We start from the raw sequence: 22990 nt of genomic DNA on the forward strand, positions 1-22990 counted from the left end.
GTCACCGTGGGCGAGAAGTCCCGCATCTACCGGGCGTTCGTCATCCCGGACAACGCGAAGCAGGTGAAACTCTATGGCCGGACCATGGATGTCGCACCTGCTACCCAGGAAAGCTAATTCCGTTAGCTCACCCCGCGGAAAAACTCCGCCACGTCACGGATGCGCTGGCGCATAACGGTCGGGGTCTGGAAGCGGTGCCGGCCGGCGTAGTCTCGGGTGGTGATGTGGCTGGCCTTAACGTCCGGGTGGGCGGCGACCTCGTCCTGCCGGGCGAGCTGGAGGAAGGTTGACGGCCAGCTCTCCTGCTCGGGGAGCTCGTGTCCTGCGCGGAGCTCGTCCGGCAGGGCCGCCAGGGCGCCGAAGTCCGGGAAGGTGAGCACGAGGGCATCGGCAAGCGGGGCGGCGAGTGCGGCCAGTGCGGCGCCGGAGGAATAGCCCCAGACCACGACCTTGTTCGCGCCCTGGGCGCGGCAGTACTCGATGGCCTTGGCTACCGCCTCGAGCATCTGCCCGACCGTGTGTTGCGGAGCCAGCGGGTAGTCCAGGTCCACGGCGCGAGCCCCGCTCAGCCCGACCGCGGCGGCGACCTCTGGGCGCCACTGCATTTCCAGGGCGCTACCGGAACCGCGCCACCAGCCGCCCGAGTGCAGGCTGACCACCCAGGTGCCCGAATGCTCGGTCTCCTGCGTGGAGGAGAACTGGCAGGCTGGGAGCTTGGGCGGGTCGGTCTGCTCCACGTCGCGGGTAAAAGCTACGCCCGGCAGGCTGTGATCCACCCCGGTGCCCAGGACCATCATGGCCGCGTGAGTGACACGGTCGGGCAGCTGGGCACAATAGTTGTCCGCCGGGGCCGGATCCCCCGCCCCGCCCTTCCACGGCGGGGTGAAGTCCGGCAGCTCGTAGTGGGCGTCGATATAGGAGGCCAGCTGCTCGAGCTGCGCGTCGTCATCCAGCTGCCGGTTCTGACCGCCGATGAACCATTCTTGGCCCTCCTCCAGGGGGCGCGCGTTATCCGGAGTGCTCATAACTACCAGATGGTCACGCGCTGCTCGGGGGCGACGTACATCGGGGAATCGACCGGGACGTCGAAAGCTTCGTAGAGCTCCGCGACGTTGGCGGCGATCAGGTTACAGCGGAACTCCGCCGGGGAGTGCGGGTCGATGGCCAGGTACTGGGTGGCCATCTCCGGGCGGATGGCGGTGCGCCAGACGCGGGCCCAGGCCAGGAACAGGCGCTGCAAGCCGGAGTAGTTCTGCTCGTAGAGCTCCGGCTCGGCGCCTTCGACCTCAAAGGGGGCGAGGTTCTGATGCGGATCGATGCCCTTGTCGCGGCAGTAGTTTTGGTACGCCACCACGGCGATGCCCAGGCCGCCCAGGTCGCCGATGTTCTCACCCAGGGTGAACTTGCCGTTGACGCCTAAGGACTCGATCGCGTTGTCCTTCAGCACCGTGGGCACCTGGCCGTCGAACTGCTCCACCAGCTTGGCGGTGAGCTTCTCAAACGCGGCGCGGTCCTCATCCGTCCACCAGGAGTTCAGGTTACCCAGCCCGTCGTACTGCGAGCCCTGGTCGTCGAAGCCGTGGCCGATCTCGTGGCCGATGACCGCGCCGATAGCACCGAAGTTCTCCGCGGCGTCCGCCTCCGGGTTGTAGAACGGTGGGCGCAGGATGGCCGCCGGGAAGGTGATGTCGTTGACCACCGGGTTGTAGAAAGCGTTAACGGTCTGCGGGGTAGTGACCCACTCGTCGCGGTCGGCCGGCTTGCCCACCTTGGACAGCTCGTAGTCGTGGGAGAAGGCCGCGCCGCGCCGCGCGTTGTCCACCAGGTCGGCGCCCGCAGGGCTAAAGCTTAAGTCCCCGTAGTCGCGCCAGGTATCCGGGTAGCCGATCTTCGCCTTGAACTGGCCCAGCTTCTCCAGCGCCCGCTCGCGGGTGGCCGGGGTCATCCACTCCAGGGTGCTAATCCGCTCGCGGTAGGCGGCGATGAGGTAGTCCACCAGCTCGTCCATCTCCCGCTTGGACGACGCCGGGAAGTGCTTGTCCACGAAGGCACGGCCGATCTCCTGGCCCACGAAGCTCTCCGCCAGGCCGACCGCGCGCTTCCAGCGGTCGCGCTGCTGGGTGGCGCCGGACAGGCGGGTACCGTAGAACTCGAAGTTCTTCGCCCCCACCTTCTCCGGCAGCAGGGCGGCGCGGGAGAGCAGGATGTGCCAGGTGGCCCACAGCTGCCAGTCGGCGATCCGGTCCTCGGTAAACAGTCCGGCCAGGTGGTCGAAGTAGGACGGCATCATGGAGACCACGCGGCCGTCCTTGATTCCCCCGGCGCGCACGATGGTCTGCGCCACCCGGGGCACGTCCTTCAGCTCGACCGGGTTGTAGGTCTCCACCGCGTTGCGAGTGGCGACCACGTCCCAGTGGCCGGCGGCAATGTCGGTCTCCAGCTGCACCACGCGCTGCGCGGCGACCTCCGCGCCGAGGCCGAAGAGGCGGACCGGATCCAAAAAGCCCAGCATCTGGGCCACGTGCTCGGTATAGGCGCGCAGGGTGTCCGCATGCGCCTCCTCGCGGTAGTAGGCCTCGTCCGGCAGGCCCAGGCCCGACTGGATGAGGTAAGGGACGGCGTCCTCGGAGCCGGAATCCTTTTCCACCCAGAAGGTCACCGGGGCGCCCACGCCCTCGCGCTCGAGCTGGCCCAGGACTTCCGCCAGGGCGTCCATGTCCTCGACGGCCAGGCGGTCTAGGTCCTTATCCAACGGGGCGAGGCCGGCGCCGTTGACGCCGTCGACGTCCATGAAGGAGGTGTAAAGCGCGCCCGGGCGGGAGTCGTCGCTTTGCACGATCTGGTGCACCATCTCCTCGGCCTCATCGCGCAGGCCGTGGAACGTACCGTCCACGCCGCGATCGTCCGGGATGACGTGTGCGCCGAGCCAAGGTCCATTGACAAACTGGTAAAGGTCTTTCATACCTACCCAGCTTAAGCGAGTTAACAGACTAGCGACGACCCCACCGGTGCCACCGTCTAATTAAGCCCCTATCTCCACCAGCAGCACCCCGCCGATAATCAGCGCCACGCCCAGGGATTTCAGCCAAGTGAAGGGCTCTTTGAAAAAGAGGAAAGACAGCACCGCCGTCAGCGCTACGCCCACTGCGGACCAGATCCCGTAGGCCACGCCTAAGGCCATTCCTTCCAGCAGGGCCAGGGACAAAAAGACGTAGGCCGCGACATAGCCGGCCAAAACGGCCATCAGCCACCAGCGCCCGCCGCGCACCGCGGACATCCGCAGGCTCATCGTGCCGGCGACCTCGCAGAGGACCGCGAGAATGATATACGTCCAGGTCATGCCGGATCCACCTCCACGGGGGACGCCTTCGGCCGCGGCCTAACGCCCATCTCCACGCAGGCGACACCGGTCACGATGAGCGCCATGCCAATCATCTTCAACCAGGTCAACGTCTCCCCGAACAACACCGCCGACAACGCGGCGGTGGCCACTACCCCGCCGGCGGCCCACATGCCGTAGGCCACCCCGATGGCCATGCCCAGCTTGAGGACCCTATGCAGCAGTGCGAAGGCCGCGACATAACCGGCCACCACCACCGCGTAGACCCACGGATGATCCAGGGCGATCTTCAGCCCTAAGGTGGCGACCACTTCGCTGGCGATGGCCAGCAGGAGGAAAAACCCAGCGCGCAAACACTCAACTCCTTTGCCAGATGTGCTTTATCTCTTCGGCGGCAATACCGCACTGCCGCATATCCACTCTACCTGCGGAAAAAGCAATTCCTTCCGCCCGCCAATGGCCCCGCGCGCGTTCCGGATCGTGGCAGGTACCGTCGGCTCGCACAACCCGCCACCACGGTAGATCCGCGCCATACCGGCTCATAAACCAACCGACATACCGGGCGCCGACGCCGGCAACCTTGCCCACCTCGCCGTAGGAGGTGACGTTGCCGGCCGGGATGGCCGCGCAGACGCTGCGGACCGTCTCTTTCACTTAGCCGCCGAGGTTGAGCACGTCGTCGGACTCGCGGGGCTCCTCCTCCGGCGCCGGCGGGGTCTGAACCAGGGTGACCGTCGCGCCGGTGGCATCGGCCAGCAGGCACATGCGACCGAACGGGGACTCTTCGGCCGGCCGGATGACCTCGCCGCCGTGGGCCTGCGCCTGCTCTATCGCGGCGTTGAGGTCCGCGACTCCCAGGAAGGTCTGCCAGAAGCTATTGACCTGGTCGGGGAACTGGCCTTGGGCGTTCCAGAAGCCGGCGAAGGCCGCGCCCTCGGCCTCCGCGGTGGCGTATTCGATCTCCCCTGCGCGGCCCGGGCTGGTGCGCAGCTCCCAGTCGAAGAGCTCGCCGTAGAAGTCGAGCGCCTGGGGGAAATCCCGGGTGACGCTCAGCTCGTGCCAGACCGCGCAGCCGGGCTCGCCGCCGGCGGTAAAGCTGGTGGGGGACGCCGGCTGGATAAGCCCAAAGAGGCCGCCGGCCGGATCCACTAGTAGCGCCATCTGGCCGCGTTCGATGGGGCGCGGATCCGCCATCACCTTGCCGCCGAGGCGCTCCGCGCGCTCGCAGTCGGCCGCGATATCCGCGGACAGGAAATGCGTGACCCAGGTATCGGGGTTCTGGGCGCCTTCTGGCTGCGGGATCAACCCGCCAATGGGCAGCCCCTTGACGGTCACGGTCTGGTAGCCGCCCGGCGCGCCCTCGATGTCCCAGCCCAGCACGGCGCGGTAAAACTCCGCCGAGGCCGGCTGGTCTGCGGTGGTCAAGTCGATCCAGAAGGGCAGGCCTACCTCGGCCTCGAATGCTGGCATCTACAGGTTCCTCCACTTCTCGGGGTCAAAATCATCATCGGCCGTGGCCTCGTCGAAGAAGTCGTCGTCCTCGTCGCCGGCCTCCCCCACCACGAAGATGGCATCGGCTACCTGCACCCGGTCGCCGGGCACGATCTTCTCGCCGCGCGTCTGGCACACCGACTCATTAACGGTGACCTCGCCGGCCGCGATGAGCTCCTTGGCCTCGCCGCCGGTGGCCACCGCGCTGGCGAGCTTAAGAAACTGGCCAATCTTGATGGACTCGCCCGCAATGGGCACTAGAATTTCCGCCATGCGGACCAGTCTACCGCTGGGGTTTCAGCGTCACCGCGGTGCCCGAGGCCGTGACCATCAGCATGTTGTTGGACGTGCCCAGCACCGTGTAGTCGAAGGCGATGCCGATCACCGCGTCCGCGCCCAGCTCCTGGCCGCGGTTCCACAGCTCATTCAGGGCGGACTCGCGGGCGCGCACGGCCTCTTCCTCATAGCCAGCGGAGCGCCCGCCGGTGATGTTGCGGATGCCCGCGCCGAAGTCCTTCAAGAAATTGATGCCGGAAACCGTCTCGCCGGCGATGACGCGCAGGTACGTGTCGATCTCGCGGCCTTCTACTGTGTTCGTCGTCGTGAAAATCATGCCTTTAGGCTACCCCGATTGCCCCGCGCACACCTTCGTAGAGGATGAACCCGGCCAGCAGCAGGAAGACCACCCCGGAGAAGAGATCCACCCACGAGGAGTGGCGCGACATCCAGCGCGAAAACGCCCGCACGGTCAGCGCGACGGCTCCGAAAAGCACCAGGGACTCGCCCACCAGCAACACCACCAGCAGCGCCGACCAGCCCAGGCTCATGCCCGGCTCTAGAAAATTCGAGAAAACCGCGCCGAAGAAGATGACGACCTTAGGGTTCGACAGATCGCAGATAAAGCCCATGCGATAGGCCTTGCCGGCGGTGATCCACACCCGCGGGGCCGAGTCCGGGTTTGGCTCTTGGAAGGTCTCGGTCTGCACCACGCGGGCGGGCACACGGCGCTGCGCCAGCCCGGATTTGATGGCGCTGTAGGCCATCCACAGCAGATAGGTACCTCCCAGCAGCTGGAGCGTGATGAGAATCCCCGGGTGCGAATCAATCAGGGCGGACAGGCCCGCCAGCGAGGCCACCACCCAGAGCAAAAGACCGGTAGAGCTGCCCAGGGCCGCCCACAGCCCGGCCCGGGTGGAGCGGGACCCCAGCCGGATGATCTGGATGACGTCGGGCCCGGGCGAGGCCATGGCCACCAGCCACACCCCCATCAGCGTGAGCAAAGAGACTAAAGACACGCGCACCTCCTGTAGAAACGACTGCAAGGCCCCGACCGCAAACCGGGACCTTGGTTGAGCTCTCTTTGGCTCCGCAAAGGGCGGAGTTGATACCGCAACCGAAGGTACACGTCATCCCACCTAGTGGGAAACAGGTTTGTTTACTGGGCTAATTAACCAGGCCCATGACCCCTTCCACCAGCATGACAAGCCCGAAGATAGTGAAGATGATGCCGGCGACGATGTCCAGCCAGTTGCCGTGCCGGACCAACCAGCGCGCGGCCGTGCGAACGACGAGGGAAAAGCCGCCGAACCAGACAAAAGAAATGGTCAGCAGGATGAGCCCCACCGCCACGGTCCACAGCGCGGACATGCCCGGGGAAAGGAACTGGGCGAAGACGGCGCCGAAAAACACCAGGGCCTTCGGGTTGGACAGGTTGGTCATCAGCCCCAGGCGGTAGGCCTTGCCCGCGGTGAGCACCCCCTGGACGCGCTCGGGCTGCAAGGCCTCCGGCTGGCTCGTGCGCAGCCCGCCGCGCAGAGAGCTAAGCCCCATGTAGATAAGCACCCCGCCGCCGATAACCTGCAAGCCGCTGAGCAGCTCCGGCCGGGCAGCAATCAGCGCGGACAGGCCCGCCAGGGAGGCCGCCAGCCACACGCCCGTGCCGGTAGCGATCCCGGCCGCGCACAAAAGGCCCGCCCGGCGCGAGCGCGGCGCAGTGCGGACCACCTGCACCACGTCGGGGCCCGGGGTTACCAGCAGGACTATCCACACGCCGATGAGCGTCAACAGGGAGGCCATGCTCATGGAGGTTTCTACCTTCCAAAGTATTCAAGAGGCAGTCATTTAAAAAACCGCCACACTGCCGGGGTGGCAGGTGACGATTTTAAGTGTATACGGAGCGTTTCTGTGGGTTTACCAGGCGCCCTCGATGGCATCCTTGTGGTCACGGACCTTCTCGCCCTCGGCGTAGAGCGGCATGTCCTCGCCGGCCTTGTACCAGGAGGTGTACTCCGGCTCCAGCGGGGTGCGTCCGGCAATCAGGTCGGCGGCCTTCTCTCCCACCATCATCGTCGGGGCGTAGATGTTGCCGTTGGTGACATTCGGGAAGACACCGGAGTCGGCGATGTAGAGGCCCTCGATGCCCCAGACCTGCATGGTCTCCGGGTCGACGACAGCCATCTCGTCGTCCTTGGAGCCCATCTTGGTGGTGCAGGACGGGTGCAGCGCGGTCTCGCCGTCGTTGCGAACCCACTCCAGGATATCCTCGTCGGATTGAACCTCGGGGCCCGGGCTGAACTCACGAGCACCGACTTCCTCCATGGCCTTGGTGTCCAGCAGGGAGCGGGCCACACGCACGGCCTCAACCCATTCGCGGCGGTCCTGGTCGGTACGTAGGTAGTTGAACAGGATCTCCGGCTTGTCGTGGATGTCGGCGCTCTTAATGCGCACATAGCCCTTGGTGTCGGAGAACATCGGGCCCACGTGCCACTGGAAGCCGTGCTTGACGTCGGCCTTCTGGCCGTCGTAGCGCACTGCCATCGGCAGGAAGTGGAACATCAGGTTCGGGTACGCTTCCTTGTCGTTGGAGCGCACGAAGCCGCCTGCCTCGAAGTGGGAAGTGCCGACCGGGCCCTTCTTGGTCAGCAGCCACTCCAGTCCCATGAACGGCCAGCGCCACTTGTCCAGGTACGGCTGGGAGGAATCCGTGTTGTTGGTCAACTCGTACTGGATGTAGACCTCGAGGTGGTCCTGCAGGTTCTCGCCCACGCCCGGCAGGTGCTTGACGACCTCGATGCCGTGGGACTCCAGCAGCTCACGGTCGCCGATGCCGGAGACCTGCAGCAGCTGCGGGGTGTTGATGGCGCCGGCGGACAGCACGATCTTCTTGGCGTAGACGCGGTGGACGCCGCCTTCCCACTCATATTCCACGCCGATGGCCTTCTGGCCGTCGAAGAGGACCTTGGTGGTGAAGGCGTGGGTGCGGATCTCCAGGTTCTTGCGCTGCTTGTTCGGGTGCAGGTAAGCCCGGGCCGCAGACCAGCGCTTGCCGTGGCGGATGTTGCGATCGAACGGCGCGAAGCCCTCCTGGCGATAGCCGTTGACGTCGTTGGTCAGGTTGTAGCCCGCCTCCTGGACGGACTTGAACAGGGCCTGGAACAGCGGGTTGGTGGCCGGACCGCGGGACAGGTAGAGCGAGCCGTTGTGGCCGCGGCGCGGATCGTCCGGGTCGGCGCCGGTGGCGGTCTCCATCTTCTTGAAGTACGGCAGGCAGTGGGCGAAGTCCCAGTGCTCCATGCCCGGGTTGTCGGCCCACTTCTCGTAGTCCATGGGGTTACCGCGCTGGAAAATCATGCCGTTGATGGACGAGGAACCGCCCAGCAGCTTGCCGCGGGCGTGGTAGACGCGGCGGCCGTTCATCTCCGGCTCCGGCTCGGACTCGTACATCCAGTCGTAGTGCTTGGCGCCGATCGGGAAAGAGAACGCCGACGGCATGTGGACGAACAGGTCCCACAGGGAGTCGTTGCGGCCGGCTTCCAGGACCAGCACGCGGGTTTCGGGATCTTCAGTCAGTCGAGCAGCGACCACGGAGCCGGCGGAGCCGCCGCCGACAACAACCACGTCGCTTACTTCGTCAGTTACCTTCTTCGAGTTATTCTTAGTCACCTTGTCTAATAGACCCATACGGAAAGCACTTCCTTTCTTCGCGGTGTTCAGAAATGCATATTATGCAATCAATGCATGGACAAATATGCACCATTCCGCTCCTACTTGCATAACGAGCCTACCTGAGAAGCTTGCAATTTGCCCAGAATAGGATAAGTTTGACATGTTCCGTAACGGTTTTTCCGATAGTGGCCCTACCCCTGCTCACCCTAGATGCACTCGGGTTTTTTGCGCCGTTTCGAATATATGAGTCAAATATGTTTGAGCGTTTAGCCTTAAGCCCGTCTACGTCCGTTTGGAGTCCGTGTGGGCAGGGGTGTTAACAACTTCAGAGGAGTGATCCATGGCGAATTTCGATCCACACGATCCTGAATCGCCCCAACCTGCTAACGCCGAGCCTTCCTCAGAGGGTAAGGCGCGCACCAAACGTCGATCGCGCTACCAAGTCCGCGCCCTGGTCGGCAGCTACAAGGCGGAGACCGGCTCCGATGTCGGCGCCGACGAGGTCGATCCGCCCAAGACGAACTGGCCCGTCTTCACCGTCTCCAGTGTGCTGATCATTGCGATGGCGCTCTACGCCGGCCTGGGCCGCGAACACGCCGCCAACACCCTGGCCAACGTCACCGGCTGGATCAGCACCAACCTCGGCTGGTTCTACATCCTGACCGCGACCATCGCGGTCGTTTTCGTCCTCTACATCGCGATGTCCAGTTCCGGCAATATCCGCATGGGGCCGGATCACTCGCGCCCGAAGTTCAACACCTTCGCGTGGGCCTCCATGCTCTTTGCAGCCGGCATCGGCGTCGACCTGATGTTCTTCGCCGTGGCCGAGCCGGTGACCATGTACCTGGCCCCGCCCACCGGCGAGCCGGAGACCATGGAGGCGGCCAAGGAGGCCGTCGTCTACGCCATGTTCCACTACGGCCTGACCGGCTGGGCACTCTACGCCCTAATGGGCATGGCCTTCGGCTACTTCGCCTACCGCCTGAACATGCCTCTGGCCATCCGCTCGGCGCTGTACCCGCTCATTGGCAAGCGCGTCCACGGCCCGGTCGGCGACGCCGTCGATGTCGCCGCCATGCTGGGCACCGTCTTCGGCGTGACCGCCTCCCTGGGCATCGGCGTGGTGCAGCTGTCCTACGGCATCCACCTCATCTTCGATATCGATCAGGGCCTGGGACTGCAGTCCGCCCTCATCGTCATCGCGATTGCCATCGCTACCCTGTCCGCCGTCTCCGGCGTGGACAAGGGCATCCGGTTCCTATCGGAGCTCAACGTCTTCCTGGCCATCGCACTGATGATCTACATCGTGGTCTTCGGCAAGACGGCCTACCTTTTCGACGCCATCGTGATGAACGTGGGCGACTACGTCTCCAAGTTCCCGTCCTGGACCATGGACACCATGGCGTTTACGGATGATCCGGCCGCCACCTCCGAGTGGATGCAGTCCTGGACCCTGTTCTTCTGGGCCTGGTGGATCGCCTGGGCCACCTTCGTGGGCCTGTTCCTGGCACGTATCTCCCGCGGGCGCACCCTGCGACAGTTCATCTTCGGCACCCTGACCTTCCCGTTCCTGTTCATCCTGATGTGGATGTCCTTCTTCGGCAACACCGCCCTGGACATGGTGCGCTCAGGTGATTACCCCGAATTCGCCGAGAACGCGGTCAACATCCCGGAACAGGGCTTCTACGACATGCTGCAGGAGTTCCCGGCCTCGGGCTTCATCATCCTGCTGACCACGGGCATCGGCCTGCTGCTCTATATCACCTCAGCCGACTCCGGCGCGCTGGTGATGTCGAACTTCACCTCGAAGATCACCGACAGCCGCCAGGACGGCACCCGCTGGCTGCGCATCTTCTGGTCCGTAGCCGTGGGGCTGCTCACCCTGGCTCTGTTGCAGATCGACGGCATCGCCACGGTCCAGTCCGCGACCGTGGTCATGGGCCTGCCCTTTGCCGTGGTCATCTACCTGGTGATGTTCTCGCTGTGGAAGTCGCTGCGCCTGGAAAACGTGCAGAAGGAGGCACGCACCACCGCGCTCCACGGCGTCATCTCCGGCCGCACCGACCGGATCGCTGCCGACGACAACAGCTGGAAGCAGCGCCTGGATCGCGCTAATACCTACCCAACCAAGCAGGACATGGACACCTATATGCGGGACACCGCCGAGTTCGCTCTGGAAAAGGTCGCGGTCCAGATGCGCCAGCGCGGCTACGACGCCATCCTGCTCACCAGTGAGCTGCCCGATCTGGAACTGCCCCAGCTAGACCTGCAGGTCACGCTGCACAACGAGCGCAAGTTCCGCTACCAGCTCTTCCCCGTGACCGCCGAGTGCCCGGAGTTCTTGGCCGGCGATCAGAAGGAATACTTCCGCCTGGAGGTCTACGATCTCACTGGCTCGTTGGGCTACGACGTCTACGGCTACAGCGAGAACCAGCTCATCAACAACGTGTTAGATCTCTACGAACGCCACCTGGCCTTCCTGCACATGCAGTCTGAACGCCCAGGTGACTCCGATGTTTCCGACGGAGCAGAGCCCGAGCGGATCTGGCGCGAGGATAATTAGTTCTGGTAGACCGGAAAGCGGAACCGAACAAATTCCCTGTTTGAATACGAATGCCGACGCCTATTAAAGCGCCGACAAGAAAGGATGCTTTGTTGAGCACCCAGAACGCACTGTTTGATCCTTCTACGACGGAGCTCCTCTCCGGCGTCCACACGGGCGACGGCCCGAAGTCCCTATTCATCGATGGCCAGTGGGAGGCCGCCGCTGAGGGCGGTACCCGCACCATCACCTGCCCGGCCGACGGCACTGTGGTCGCCGAGGTCTCCGAAGCCACCGACGAGGACACGATCCGCGCTATCAAGGCCGCCCGCCGCACCTTCGATGCCGGCACGTGGTCCTCCGTCCCGGCCATCGAGCGCGGCAAGCTGCTGCTGCGCGTGGCCCAGGCCATCCGCGACAACCAGGAGCTTTTCGCCAAGGCAGAATCCGCCGACACCGGCAAGCGCCTGGAAGAGTCCATGGGCGACATGGAAGACATCGCCGGCGCCTTCGATTACTTCGGCACCCTAGCTTCCCACCAGGCCGGCCGCGTGGTCGACCCGGCGGACCCGAACGTGCGCTCCCGCATCGACGCCGAGCCGGTCGGCGTCTGCGGCCTGATCACCCCGTGGAACTACCCACTTCTGCAGGTGTCCTGGAAGGTCGCCCCAGCCATCGCCGCTGGTAACACCTTCGTCCTCAAGCAGGCGGAGCTGACCCCGCACACCGCCATGCTGCTCATGGCCGTGCTGCACGATGCCGGCCTGCCGGACGGCGTGGCCAACCTGATCACCGGCGCCGGCGCCAACTGCGGTAACCCGCTGTCCCAGCACCCGGACGTGGACATGGTCTCCTTCACCGGCGGCCTGGTCACCGGCAAGTTGATCGCCAAGAACGCCGCGGAGACCGTCAAGCGCACCGCGCTGGAGCTGGGCGGCAAGAACCCGAACGTCGTCTTCGCCGACGCGGACTTCGACGCCGCCGTGGACAACGCCCTCAACGCCGCGTTCTTCCACTCCGGCCAGGTCTGCTCCGCGGGCTCCCGCCTGATCGTGGAAGAATCCATCCACGACAAGTTCATCGAGGCCCTGGTCGAGCGCACCAACAACATCAAGATCGGCGGCCCGACGGACGACAAGGCCGAGACCGGCCCGCTGATCTCCGCCGAGCACCGCGACAAGATTGCCAAGTACGTGGACCACGCCCGCGAACAGGGCGCCTCCATCCTCACCGGCGGCCGCGCGGCCACCAGCGAGGACACCAACGGCCAGCACGGCACCGGCAACACGGACCTGGGCGCCGGCATCTACTACCTGCCGACCATCATCGATGACACCACCCGGGAGATGGACTGCGTCCACGACGAGGCCTTCGGCCCGACCGTAACGGTGGAGACCTTCACCACGCAGGAAGAGGCCATCGAGATCGCCAACGACACCGAGTACGGCCTGGCCGGCGCGGTGTGGACCACGGATGCGGGCAAGGCCGAGCAGGTCGCCCGCGGCCTGCGCCACGGCACCATCTGGATCAACGACTTCCACCCGTACCTGCCGCAGGCCGAGTGGGGCGGCTACAAGCAGTCCGGCAACGGCCGCGAGCTGGGCCCGACGGGTCTGGAAGAATACCAAGAGCACAAGCACGTCTACCAGAACCTGACCCCGGCCGCTTCCGGCCAGTTCGGTCTGCAGAAGTAGGCTGTAAGTTCCTAGCTCTGGGTGCGCGGCTTGACCGTCATCACGTCGATGTTGACGTGGGCGGGCAGGGACGCCACCCAGCGCACCGCCTCCGCGATGTCCTCGGCGGCGAGGTTGAGCTGGCCGTCGTAGACCTTAGCGGCGCGCTCCTCGTCGCCACTGAAGCGGACGAGCGAGAAATCAGTGGCCACGCGGCCCGGGTCGATCTCTGTGGTGCGAATGTTGTGGTTTTCCAGTCGCAGCGCCCGGGAGATCACCCGCACGCCGTGCTTGGCGCTGTTGTAGCCGGAGCCGCCTTCGTAGACGCCCCAGCCAGCCACCGAACCCATGTTGATGACTAGCCCCGAGTTATCCGGGGCTTGTTCTAGTTTCGGCACCAGCGCCTGCAGCATGCGTACCGTGCCCAGCACGTTCACGTCATACATCCACTGCCAGTCCTCGATTTTGGTGTCGACTAGTGGCTCCAGGCCCTTGGCGCCGCCAGCGTTGTTGACCAGCAGGTCCACCCGGTCCACCTGCGCGGCAAGCGCGTCCACGGATTCCTGGCTGGCAACATCCAGCTCAACGGCGGTGCCGCCGATCTCTTCCGCAAGGGCGTCCAGCCTGTCCTTGCGCCGCGCCGCCACGATCACGTGCCAGCCGTCGGCGGCCAGCGCCCGCGCGCTCGCGGCGCCAATCCCGGAGGAGGCACCCGTCACGATTGCTACTTTCTTGTTACCTACGTCATGTTTAGCCATGCCCCGCAGTGTAACAAAGCCCTTGCTTTCCGGTACGGAAAGTGTCATACTTTCCACTGTGGAAAATAATGAGAAGAAGCAGGCCACCGAGGCTCTATCCTTTAACGAGACCCTCGCCAAGAAACATACCTCCCTGGTCCCGCCCTTGGTCGCTTTTTGCCTGGCGTTGACCTACCTGGCAGCCTTCTTACTCATGGCGTTTAAGTCCCGCCCTTGGTGGGCGCTCCTCATCGTCGCTGCCGTTATCCTCGTCGCCGCCTTCCTCATGCCCCGGCGCTACCCGCGGGTGCGTCAGTCTTACCGCCAGGATCCCTTCGCCGCGCCCTCCGCGGATAAGCGCTACTGGCTGGGATTTTTCTGCCTCTACTGGCCGATGTCCGCTTTCATCTTCGCCCATGACCTGCCGGCCTGGGCAATGCTTCCCCTTGGCTTCCTAGCCTTTGCCAGCGTGTGGTGGGCCCTAGGTAGTGGTGCTTTAGATCTCAGCTCCCGGGAGCGGAATCATTCATGAACGGCCAGCTCGATCCGGTCATCCACCCGCTCAACCGGTTTAAAATCTGCGCCGTACTCAACGCCTACGGCGCGACCGAGGGAGAAGTCAAGCAAGAGATGGAGTTTTCCTCGCTTGCCCGGGAGGTGGGCTTAAGCCCGTCCACGCTCTCCAAGCAGCTCAGCGCCCTACAGGAGGCAGAATACATCAGCCGCTTCCGCGAATACGGCTCCACGCGCGGCAAAGACACGGTGTGGGTAAGCCTCACCGCGCGTGGTCGCGCTGCCTTTCACGAGCACCTGGCGGCACTCAGAGACATCGCCGGCTAGTGGGCGCGGAAAGAATAGCTACCCGTCAGCCCGTTGTGGATCTCCACGGAATAGCTCTGCCCGTTAGCCTCGGCGCCCTCCACGAGGGAGTCCAGCTCCTGCGCGTTGTAGTAGCGGCTTAGGCCCAGGTACAGCAGCAGCAGCAGAAACAGTCCCACCACGACGATCGCGGCAACCACCATGGGGGCGTTTCGAGTTGTTTCTACTTCTGACATTCGAAGCGGTAGCCTCCTTCATTCTTAGCTGCTCCGGAATCGGTGGTACCCTCCACGCCGGCGGAATCGCGGCTGTCAACCACCGGGTTGCCACCGTTCTGGTAGCACTGGTTAATCAGGTTCTGCTTTTCTGCATGGGTAGTGTACATCGAGTAGAAGATCAATCCGCCACCGGTGAGAATACCCAAGATGGCCACGCCTCCCCAGATGATGGCGGGCGCGATCCGGAAGGAGACCCCGGAGTTATCGCTATCCGAGTCACGCATCTCGTCCGGCTCGTAGCCGTTGTCGATCAGCACCTGGTCGATCTGCTCGTCGGTCAGATCCGCCAGGCCAGCCTCTACCTGATCAACCTCTTCGGCGGTGACGCGGTCGTGATCGATCTTGCCTTCATCGAGCCGGATCTCGTCCTCCCCGGCGTCGTAGTACATCGCTTCGGCCAGCACCAACGGGCCCTGGATGTTGGAATCCAGCTCGTTGGCCTGCGCTGCCGGGGCAGCAGCGCCGGTGGTCACCATTGCGGCAGCCAGCGCGCTGGCGATGCCCTTCTTCGGGCTGAACGGGAAGGTCACGGAAAGTCCTTTCTACTCAAAAAATAACGGTGCACTGGGCCAGCGAATGCCGTGGGCATCGCCGACCGCAGCCACCGTAACAAGCAGTCAGGCACCCCGCAGCGCGGCTGCCAGCGGCTTTCTCGTGCCGGGGGTGAATCCGCAGCCTTTGATGTACCAACAAAGCCTATATTTAGGTTTTATAAAAACGAAGCAATTCTCCGCTGGGGGTGTTATTTACCCAGCGCATCCTCCAGCTCGGCCAGGATGTTGTCCATGCGCTTGGTCTTGTCCTCGTCCGGGGTGAACTCGCCGTCGGTGAAGTCCGAGAAGATGGAGACCTCCAGCTGGTTGCGCAGCTGGGCCATCTGGAAGTTGCTGACCACCAGGCGCCAGGCCTCGACCGCGCGGATGGCGCCGGAGGCGCCGTAGCCGACGAAGGCGACCGGCTTGCCGGCCCACTCCGCGCCCAGGGAGTCGTAGGCGTTCTTGAAGGCGCCCGGCACGGAGTGGTTGTACTCCGGGGTCACGAAGACGAAGGCATCGCAGGCATCGATAGCCTGGGACCACGCCTGCACGTTAGCGTCGTCGTACTGCTTGTTGGCCGCGCCCGGGACGGTGGCGGCGGTCAGCAGCGGAACATTGAAGGCGGCTAGGTCGATGAGCTCGTAGTCCACACCCTGCTCGGCGCGATCGCGGGCGATACCCTCGACCCAGCGGCCGACGGCCTCCCCCAGGCGACCTTCGCGGATAGAGCCAATAATGATGCCGATCTTTGCCACTTCGGGCTTCCTTTCAGCTCAACGGTTAAGTGTTTCTAGCACAGCCTACCCGGAAAAGACCTGCCGCACCGTGACATTGATTCGGCCCTGCGCCAGCCCGCAGCCTTCCGGCGCGGTGCCTGGGCGAACCTCGGGCACCCCGTGGAAAGCAAAACGCTTCGGGCCGCCGAAGACGATGAGATCCCCGGAGACCAGCGTCACCTCGTCCCAGGGCCGGTTGCGGTTTTCTGTGCCGCCGATGCGAAACAGCGCCTCCTCCCCAATGGAAAAGGAGACGATGGGCGCGCGCGTGGACTCGTAGCGATCCTGGTGCATGCCCATCTGCGCGCCCGGCGGATAATAATTCACCAGGGCCATGTCCGGCAAGTAGCTTTCCGCCCACGGGGCTAGCTCCCCGGCGAGGGCGGCGGCGCGACAGACGGCATCGATAGCCGCCTGCCGAAGAGCCCCTGGCAGGGCCGGGACGGTGTGGCCGAATTTCCGGTCCACGTAGCGGTAGCCGTCATAGTCGAAGTAATGCCCCAGGTTGAGCATGTGCACGCTCATACGCCCGCCGGAGGCCAGCTGCGGCCGCTGCATGGCAAAGGGCGTCTCGCTGGCCCGGCGCGCCAGATCCCGGAACCGCGCGACCCACGCGTGCTGCTCCGGCGTCGACCAGTAGCCCGGCACGTGCGCGACCCCGGGCGCGACCTTGGCCGCGGGGCGCTCCAGCTCGAAAAGCATGCCACCCAGTCTGGCAAAACCAGCGGCGCGATAGTGGGCACAATAGACAGCATGACGATTAAGGACAGCGAGGACAATCACGCGGTCTATGGCACCCGCGAGCGCATGGAATCCGGGCAATGGCACCTGCCCGGCAGCGACGAGCTCCGCACGGAACAGCTGCGCGACGCCGGCACCCTGGTCACCAAGGACGTGCCGGACAATTTCCTGGTGCTTGGCTTACCCGGGCGGGTCATGCGTAAGCTTGGATGACATGTTCGACATCGCACGGATCGGCCGCGACCTGCCCGTGGCCGGGGTCATTGACCGCCTGCCCACGCTTGTCGATGCCACCGGGCGCCTAGTCATCCAAGCCCCGCCCGGCACCGGTAAGACCACCCTGGTCCCGCCCGCCCTGGCCAACCACTGCGGGGGCAAGGTCATCGTCACCGCGCCCCGCCGCGTGGCCGTGCGCGCCGCCGCCCGCCGGCTACGCCACCTCTCCGGAGCCCCGAAAGCCGTCGGCTTCAGCGTCAAGGGCGAGCACCAGCCCGGCACCCACGTCGAGTTCGTGACTCCGGGCGTACTCCTCCAGCGGCTGCTGCGGGATCCAGATCTGGAGGGCGTGTCCGCCGTCGCCATCGACGAGATCCACGAGCGCCAGCTGGATACCGATCTCATTCTGGGCATGTGCCTGGAGCTCGCCGAGCTGCGCGACAACTTCCGGCTGGTGGCCATGTCCGCCACCCTGGAGCGCGACAAGCTCACCGAATTCCTAGGAGCCGAAACGCTCAGCACTCCGGCGGTGACCTACCCGCTGGATATCTCCTACCGCCCGCACCCCGACCGCAGCAGCTGCTCCCGGGAATTCCTGGACCACCTGGCCCAGCTGGCACAGGAGCAGGTGTCCGCCACCGGGCACTCCGCCCTGGTCTTCGTGCCGGGCGTGCGCGAGGTAGAACACGTCGTCGGCCGCCTGCCCGGCAGCTTCCCCCTGCACGGTCGGCTGGATGCCCGGCAGCAGGACGCGGCCCTGCAGCCCTCGTCCACCCCGCGGATCGTGGTCTCGACCTCCCTGGCCGAGTCCTCCCTGACCGTGCCGGGGGTGCGCACTGTCATCGACTCTGGCCTGTCCCGCGTGCCCCGGCTGGATGCCAGCCGCGGCATGACGGGGTTGGTCACTATCAGCTCGGCCAAGTCCACCGCGGACCAGCGCGCCGGCCGCGCCGGCCGCGAGGGCCCGGGCACCGTGGTGCGCGCCTATTCCGCCACCGACTACGAGCACGCGGCCGAGGCCATCACCCCGGAGATCCTCACCACGGATCTGACCCAGGCCGCCCTTCAACTGGCCGCCTGGGGCGACTGCCCGCTGCTCGATAGCCCCCAGCCGCAGCACCTGGCCCGCGCCCGAGAGCACCTGGAATCCCTCGGCGCCCTGCGGGGCGGCCACCTGACCCAGCTGGGCAAACGCTTGGTCCGCCTGCCGCTGGACCCGCGCCTGGGCCGCGCCCTTATCGAATGCGGGCCGTCCGCCGCGGCCACCGTCGCCGTGCTGTCCGACGATCCCCGCGGCGACATCGCCCGCCAGCGCGCGCCGAAGTCCGAATCCCAGCGCCTGGCCAAGCTGGTGAGCACTGGTAGCGGTGTCAGCGATCCCGGCGCCATCACCGGGCTGGCCTTCCCCCGCTGGATCGCCCGCCGCGTGAAAGACGACACCTACCTGCTGGCCTCCGGCACACGGGCCCGCCTGCCCCACGACCTCGGCCTCGACGGCTCCGAGTGGCTGGCAACCGCGGTCGTGACCCGCTCCGCCGAGGGCGGCACCATTCGCGCCGCCGCCCGCCTCAGCGAAGAGGACGCACTGGATACCATCGGCGTGAGCGAAGAGCTGGAAACCGACTTCGTCAAGGGCAAGCTGCGGGCCCGCCAGATCCGCCGGGCCGGGCAGATCGAGCTAAGCTCCACCCCGACCCAGCCCAGCCCGGAGGCCGCGGCCGAGGCCCTCGCCCGCCTGCTCGAACGGACTGGGTTGGAAGTTTTCCACTTCTCCGACAAGGCGCAGCGCCTCTTCGACCGCCTGGCCTTCCTCCACGCCCGCCTCGGCGATCCCTGGCCGGATCCACAAAAGGCCGACCCTCAGTACTGGCTGGGCCCAGAGCTCGCCGACATCGTCCGCGGCAAGCCCCCGCGCGAGGTCGACATGTACCCAGCGCTCCAGCGCCTGCTGCCGTGGCCCAACGACATCGATGCCGCCGCGCCCGAACGCCTCACGGTCCCCTCGGGCAAGCACCCGCGCATCGACTACGCGGGCGGCCGCCCCATCGTGCGCGTCAAGCTCCAGGAGTGCTTCGGGCTGCATTCCTCCCCCGAGATCGCCGGCATGCCTGTCCAGTTCCACCTGCTCTCCCCCGCCGGCCGCCCGCTCGCGGTCACCGATGACCTGGCCAGCTTCTGGTCCGGCCCCTACCAGCAGGTGCGCGCCGAGATGCGCGGGCGCTACCCCAAACACGCCTGGCCGGAAGACCCGGCCTAACCCCACTGCTGCCACGCGAGGTAGCAGCTCATGACCACCACGAGGGTCAGCAGCGCGTAGCGAATCAGCTTCGTGCCCCCGCCCAGCACCGTGCGCGCGCCCAGCTGCGCGCCGACGATATTGGCCACCGCCAGGACGATGCCGAGCGTCCACCACACGTGCCCGCCGACGATGAAAACCACCAGCGCGCCTAGGTTCGTCGCAGTGTTAACCACCTTCGACATCGCCGCCGAGCGCAGGAAGTTCTGGGAGAAGATGGCGGTAAAAGCCATGATCAAAAACATGCCGGTGCCTGGCCCGAAGATGCCGTCGTAGAACGCCACCGCGGCCGTTGCTACCAGCGCCGCCCAGGTACGCCAGCCGGAGTGGATCCCCTCGCTGTCGCCGCCGCCGAAGCTCGGCTTGAAAGCGATGAACGAGCCCACGGCGAGCAGCAGAACAATGATCAGTGGGCGCATGACGTCCTCGTCGAGCAACGAGGCCATCAGCGCGCCCACGCCCGAGGCCACCGCCGCCAGCACCGCCATCGGCACCAGCTCCCGCGCCGGAGGCCGCACCTTGCGCACCAGCGTCACCGCTGCCGATGCCGTGCCCGAGACCGCCACCACCTTGTTCGTCGCCAGCGCCGTGGCCGGGGCCACGCCGGGAACCAGCGCCAGGATCAGGGGGATGAGCACCAGCCCACCACCGCCGATGACCGCGTCGATCCAGCCGGCCACGCCGGCCCCAGCGACCAGCAGTGCCCAGGTTCCCACGCCTATTTCCATGGCAACAGTATAAGGCCAATAGTATAAAGGGGGCCGAATTCACAAGGAGGTCCCCGAATGCCGTTGGCAGTGCGCTGGATGATTGTCGCGCCCGCCTCCGTGTGCCTCGGCTGGCTTTTTGATCGCTGGAACGTGCCGGCGGCCTGGATCGTGGCCGCCATCGTGGTCTCCGCCGGCATGGCGCTGGCGACCCGCAAAGAGCTGCCCGTCAACCGCCACGTCTACGCGCTCAGCCGCGGGTTCATCGGCATCCTGGCCGCGATCCCCCTGACCACGGTGCCACTGTCGCGCATCGTCGGCTTTCTGCCCGCGGGCGTCGTGGTCTCCCTGGCGACGGTGCTAGTCGGCGTCGGCGGCGGGCTCCTCCTCCACCGCGCCCAGCCGAAGGCCGTCAGCCGGGACACTGGCATCCTGTCCATGCTGCCCGGCGGGGCGTCCATGATGCCGGTGCTCGCCGACGACCTCGGCGCGGACTACCGCTACGTGGCGCTGACCCAGTACCTGCGCCTGCTGACCGTGTCCATGACCCTGCCGGTCGTCGTCGGCTTCCTTTCCACCCCGGCCGACTCCCATCCGGTCGACGCCCCGCAGCCAGACCAGCACTGGTGGATGATCCTGCTCGTGTTGGCCATCGCCTTCGCCGGCGAGCCCCTCGGCAAGGCCCTCCGCCTGCCCGCCCCGAGCGTGATGGGACCGCTCCTGCTGACGGTGTTGGCCTCGTTGTTCCTGCCCGGTGAGCTCACCCTCCAGCCCATTGAGCCCTTCCGAATCTTGGTGTTCATGTCCATCGGCTGGGTCTGCGGCGGCGGACTGTCGTGGTCCGCCCTGCAGCGGTTCGCGGCGCAGCTGCCCGCCACCGTGACCTATATCGTCGTGGTCATCGCCCTGTGTGCGGCCACCGCCTGGCCGCTGACCTGGACGCTAGACATCACCTATTTCGAGGCCTACCTAGCAACCAGCCCCGGCGCGCTCGAGACCGTCCTGGCGCTGTCCTCCGAGGGCGGGGCCGGGCCAGCCGTGGTGGCCATCCAGCTCATCCGGCTCATCATCGTGCTGGTGATTGCCGGCTACCTGCCCCAGCTCATCCGCCTCTTCACGCGGAGGAAACGCTAGCGCCTAGTCGAGGACGGTCTCGCGCAGGATAGACATCGGCACCGAGCCCAGCGCCAGCGCCTCGGCGTGGAACTCGCGCTCACTCATGCCCTGCGCGACTGCCTCGTCGCGGGTCTGGCGCCACAGGCGCGCACCCAGCGCGTACGACGGCGCCTGGCCGGCCCAGCCTAGGTAGCGGTTGACCTCGAAGGAGAGGTTCGCCGAGTCCATCGCGGTGTTTTCCCGCATAAAGGTGTGCACGTGGGACTTGTCCCAGACGCCGGAGCCGTCCGGCATCTTCTTGCCCAGGTGCAGGCCGATGTCCGCGACCACGCGGGCGGCCCGCAGGCGCTTAGCGTCCAAAAGGCCCATCCGGTAGCCGGGATCATCCATGTAACCGAGCTCCGCCATGAGCTCCTCGGCGTAGAGGGCCCAGCCCTCGCCGTGGCCAGAGTTCCAGCACACGCTGCGACGCCACAGGTTCAGATCCGGCTCGACCAGGGCCTGACCGATCTGCAGGTGGTGGCCCGGCACGCCCTCGTGGTGGACCGTGGTCAGCTCCTGCCAGGTGTGAAAAACGTCCTGGCCGGCCGGCACCGACCACCACATCCGACCGGGACGGGAGAAGTCATCCGCCGGCTGGGTATAGAAGATGCCGCCGGTGCCCGCCGGATCGATGCAGCACTCAATCTCGCGCACCTGCTCCGGCACGTCGAAGTACTTGCCGTCCAGCTCCTCGATGGCCCGGTCGGCCGTGGAGTGCATCCACTCCACCAGCGCGTCCTTGCCGCGCAGGAGGTAGCGCTCTTCCTGGTTGAGCTTGCGCATCGCCGTGCGCACGGTGCATTCGTTGCCGTAGAGGCTGTGGGCGATCTTTTCCTGCTCGGCGTTGATCTCGCGCAGCTGCTCCAGGCCCCAGCGATAGGCCTCGTCCACGTCCACGACGTCGCCCACAAACAGGTGGGAGAACAGCTCGTAGCGCTCGCGGCCGAACGCGTCCGAGGTCGGCGCCTGCGGCTGCAGGTCCGTCGACAGCCAGGCAGAGAATTCTTCGAAAGCCTGCTTGGCGTGCTCCACCTCGACGGAGTCCTCGGCCAGGCCGAGCTCGTCGAGCATCGAGTCGCTATCCGTCAGCGCATTGCACTGGCCGATGACCTCATTGATCTGGCGGTTGGCCGCCACCAAGCCGTGCGATGCCGCCTCCGTCAGCGAGTCCCGATAGCCCGCCAGCGCGCTGCTCACCTTGGACAGGCGGGAGCGGATGGCGTCCAGGTCCTCCTCGGTCTCCTGCGGCATGAGCAGGAGGGTGTCCCGGATGGTCTGGACCGGCGAGGCGATGTTGTTGAGCAGCCGCAGGTCCTCCATGCGGTGGTGCATGTCCAGCTCCAGGCAGAGCCGGTCGCGCAGCACGGCTGCGGTCACGTAGTCGACGTCGTCGAAGTCGTCCTCGTCGTCCGACTCGTCCGTCGAGTCATCCAGGGCGTCGAGATCCGCAATCATCTCGCGAGTACGGTCCGCCACGGCTTCGTAGTATTCGGGCGAGAAGTCCTGCAACTCACCCTCGTAGCCCGCAACGCCCCACGCCGTCGCATCGGTAGGGGTCAGGGCTGCCAAATCAGCTGCGAAATTATCGCACGAAGCGTCCAGAAGGGAAGGCTGGCGCTCGGCGTTATGCTCGGAACTCATGATCGGGAAGTCTAGCCACTTTCCCTACTTCACCGCCACCTGGCGCGGCGCAGTGACAACGCTGAATACTTCTTGCCCCGCCAAAGTCGCCCGT

25 protein-coding genes are annotated in these 22990 nt (G+C 65.7%); 7 read left to right on the plus strand and 18 right to left on the minus strand.

Annotation, left to right across the window (positions count from 1 at the left end; genetic code table 11):
* Window positions 1–122 precede the first annotated feature (122 nt).
* The 11 genes from QQS52_RS09390 to betA form a co-directional block, all read right to left on the minus strand.
* Window positions 123–1025: an alpha/beta hydrolase gene (locus QQS52_RS09390; protein WP_472773613.1), complete on the minus strand. Its 903-nt coding sequence runs from the start codon at window positions 1023–1025 to the stop codon at window positions 123–125.
* Between the two features lie 2 nt (window positions 1026–1027).
* Window positions 1028–2962 carry a M13 family metallopeptidase gene (locus tag QQS52_RS09395; protein WP_472773614.1) on the minus strand — a complete coding sequence of 645 codons (1935 nt, stop codon included), beginning with the start codon at window positions 2960–2962 and terminating at the stop codon, window positions 1028–1030.
* A gap of 60 nt (window positions 2963–3022) precedes the next feature.
* Entirely contained in the window at window positions 3023–3340 is a 318-nt protein-coding gene (locus QQS52_RS09400) for a DMT family transporter (RefSeq protein WP_472773615.1), read from the minus strand.
* Entirely contained in the window at window positions 3337–3693 is a 357-nt protein-coding gene (locus QQS52_RS09405) for a DMT family transporter (protein WP_472773616.1), read from the minus strand. Before QQS52_RS09405 ends, QQS52_RS09400 begins: the two co-directional genes overlap by 4 nt.
* A gap of 4 nt (window positions 3694–3697) precedes the next feature.
* Complete coding sequence (locus tag QQS52_RS09410) at window positions 3698–3994, minus strand: MGMT family protein (protein WP_472773617.1); 297 nt, start codon at window positions 3992–3994, stop codon at window positions 3698–3700.
* Window positions 3995–4810 (minus strand): VOC family protein, encoded by an 816-nt coding sequence (locus QQS52_RS09415; protein ID WP_472773618.1) that lies wholly within the window; start codon window positions 4808–4810, stop codon window positions 3995–3997.
* The gene (locus QQS52_RS09420) at window positions 4811–5104 is read right to left on the minus strand and encodes an RNA-binding S4 domain-containing protein (RefSeq protein WP_472773619.1); all 294 of its coding nucleotides are present in this window, start codon (window positions 5102–5104) and stop codon (window positions 4811–4813) included.
* A 10-nt stretch (window positions 5105–5114) separates the two neighbouring features.
* Window positions 5115–5444, minus strand: a complete 330-nt coding sequence (locus tag QQS52_RS09425) for a YbjQ family protein (protein ID WP_070768555.1) — start codon at window positions 5442–5444, stop codon at window positions 5115–5117.
* Window positions 5445–5448: 4 nt separating this feature from the next.
* A complete protein-coding gene (locus QQS52_RS09430; RefSeq protein WP_472773620.1) occupies window positions 5449–6126 on the minus strand; it encodes a LysE family translocator in 678 nt (225 codons plus the stop codon).
* Window positions 6127–6274: 148 nt separating this feature from the next.
* On the minus strand, window positions 6275–6913 hold the full coding sequence (locus QQS52_RS09435; protein ID WP_472773621.1) for a LysE family translocator: 639 nt from the start codon (window positions 6911–6913) through the stop codon (window positions 6275–6277).
* 108 nt (window positions 6914–7021) lie between these two features.
* Window positions 7022–8791 carry a choline dehydrogenase gene (gene betA / locus QQS52_RS09440; protein ID WP_472773622.1) on the minus strand — a complete coding sequence of 590 codons (1770 nt, stop codon included), beginning with the start codon at window positions 8789–8791 and terminating at the stop codon, window positions 7022–7024.
* 325 nt (window positions 8792–9116) lie between these two features.
* Between betA and betT the strand changes: the two genes are divergently transcribed.
* Together betT and QQS52_RS09450 are read left to right on the plus strand one after the other, a co-directional pair.
* Complete coding sequence (betT, locus tag QQS52_RS09445; RefSeq protein ID WP_472773623.1) at window positions 9117–11339, plus strand: choline BCCT transporter BetT; 2223 nt, start codon at window positions 9117–9119, stop codon at window positions 11337–11339.
* A 92-nt stretch (window positions 11340–11431) separates the two neighbouring features.
* Window positions 11432–13012 carry an aldehyde dehydrogenase family protein gene (locus QQS52_RS09450; protein ID WP_472773624.1) on the plus strand — a complete coding sequence of 527 codons (1581 nt, stop codon included), beginning with the start codon at window positions 11432–11434 and terminating at the stop codon, window positions 13010–13012.
* 11 nt (window positions 13013–13023) lie between these two features.
* On the opposite strand, the gene QQS52_RS09455 is transcribed toward QQS52_RS09450, so the two are convergent.
* On the minus strand, window positions 13024–13749 hold the full coding sequence (locus QQS52_RS09455; protein WP_296204344.1) for an SDR family oxidoreductase: 726 nt from the start codon (window positions 13747–13749) through the stop codon (window positions 13024–13026).
* A 58-nt stretch (window positions 13750–13807) separates the two neighbouring features.
* Here QQS52_RS09455 and QQS52_RS09460 point away from each other — a divergent pair, with 58 nt between their 5' ends.
* Window positions 13808–14260 carry a hypothetical protein gene (locus QQS52_RS09460; protein ID WP_472773625.1) on the plus strand — a complete coding sequence of 151 codons (453 nt, stop codon included), beginning with the start codon at window positions 13808–13810 and terminating at the stop codon, window positions 14258–14260.
* Window positions 14257–14568, plus strand: a complete 312-nt coding sequence (locus QQS52_RS09465) for a transcriptional regulator (protein ID WP_070768563.1) — start codon at window positions 14257–14259, stop codon at window positions 14566–14568. Before QQS52_RS09460 ends, QQS52_RS09465 begins: the two co-directional genes overlap by 4 nt.
* Here QQS52_RS09465 and QQS52_RS09470 read toward each other — a convergent pair.
* From QQS52_RS09470 to QQS52_RS09485, 4 genes are all read right to left on the minus strand, one after another.
* A complete protein-coding gene (locus tag QQS52_RS09470) occupies window positions 14565–14783 on the minus strand; it encodes a hypothetical protein (protein WP_472773626.1) in 219 nt (72 codons plus the stop codon). The two genes, QQS52_RS09465 and QQS52_RS09470, sit on opposite strands and share 4 nt — an antisense overlap.
* The gene (locus QQS52_RS09475; protein WP_472773627.1) at window positions 14771–15355 is read right to left on the minus strand and encodes a chromosome partitioning protein ParB; all 585 of its coding nucleotides are present in this window, start codon (window positions 15353–15355) and stop codon (window positions 14771–14773) included. The genes QQS52_RS09470 and QQS52_RS09475 overlap by 13 nt, the downstream gene beginning before the upstream one ends.
* Window positions 15356–15567: 212 nt before the next feature.
* The gene (locus QQS52_RS09480; RefSeq protein WP_472773628.1) at window positions 15568–16116 is read right to left on the minus strand and encodes an NADPH-dependent FMN reductase; all 549 of its coding nucleotides are present in this window, start codon (window positions 16114–16116) and stop codon (window positions 15568–15570) included.
* A gap of 45 nt (window positions 16117–16161) precedes the next feature.
* Window positions 16162–16839 carry an alpha-ketoglutarate-dependent dioxygenase AlkB gene (locus tag QQS52_RS09485; protein WP_472773629.1) on the minus strand — a complete coding sequence of 226 codons (678 nt, stop codon included), beginning with the start codon at window positions 16837–16839 and terminating at the stop codon, window positions 16162–16164.
* A 51-nt stretch (window positions 16840–16890) separates the two neighbouring features.
* On the opposite strand from QQS52_RS09485, the gene QQS52_RS09490 reads away from it, so the two are divergent.
* Window positions 16891–17091 carry a hypothetical protein gene (locus QQS52_RS09490; protein WP_472773630.1) on the plus strand — a complete coding sequence of 67 codons (201 nt, stop codon included), beginning with the start codon at window positions 16891–16893 and terminating at the stop codon, window positions 17089–17091.
* Window position 17092: 1 nt separating this feature from the next.
* Window positions 17093–19351, plus strand: coding sequence for an ATP-dependent RNA helicase (locus QQS52_RS09495; protein WP_472773631.1), 2259 nt, complete (start codon window positions 17093–17095; stop codon window positions 19349–19351).
* Here QQS52_RS09495 and QQS52_RS09500 read toward each other — a convergent pair.
* Window positions 19348–20118, minus strand: coding sequence for a TSUP family transporter (locus QQS52_RS09500; RefSeq protein WP_472773632.1), 771 nt, complete (start codon window positions 20116–20118; stop codon window positions 19348–19350). The genes QQS52_RS09495 and QQS52_RS09500 overlap by 4 nt on opposite strands.
* A gap of 57 nt (window positions 20119–20175) precedes the next feature.
* Between QQS52_RS09500 and QQS52_RS09505 the strand changes: the two genes are divergently transcribed.
* Window positions 20176–21231, plus strand: a complete 1056-nt coding sequence (locus QQS52_RS09505; RefSeq protein ID WP_472773633.1) for an AbrB family transcriptional regulator — start codon at window positions 20176–20178, stop codon at window positions 21229–21231.
* 3 nt (window positions 21232–21234) lie between these two features.
* Here the strand turns inward: QQS52_RS09505 and QQS52_RS09510 are convergent, their stop codons facing one another.
* A complete protein-coding gene (locus QQS52_RS09510) occupies window positions 21235–22896 on the minus strand; it encodes a DUF885 domain-containing protein (protein ID WP_472773634.1) in 1662 nt (553 codons plus the stop codon).
* Window positions 22897–22990 lie beyond the last annotated feature (94 nt).

The sequence above is a fragment of the Corynebacterium sp. 1103A genome (assembly GCF_055700955.1).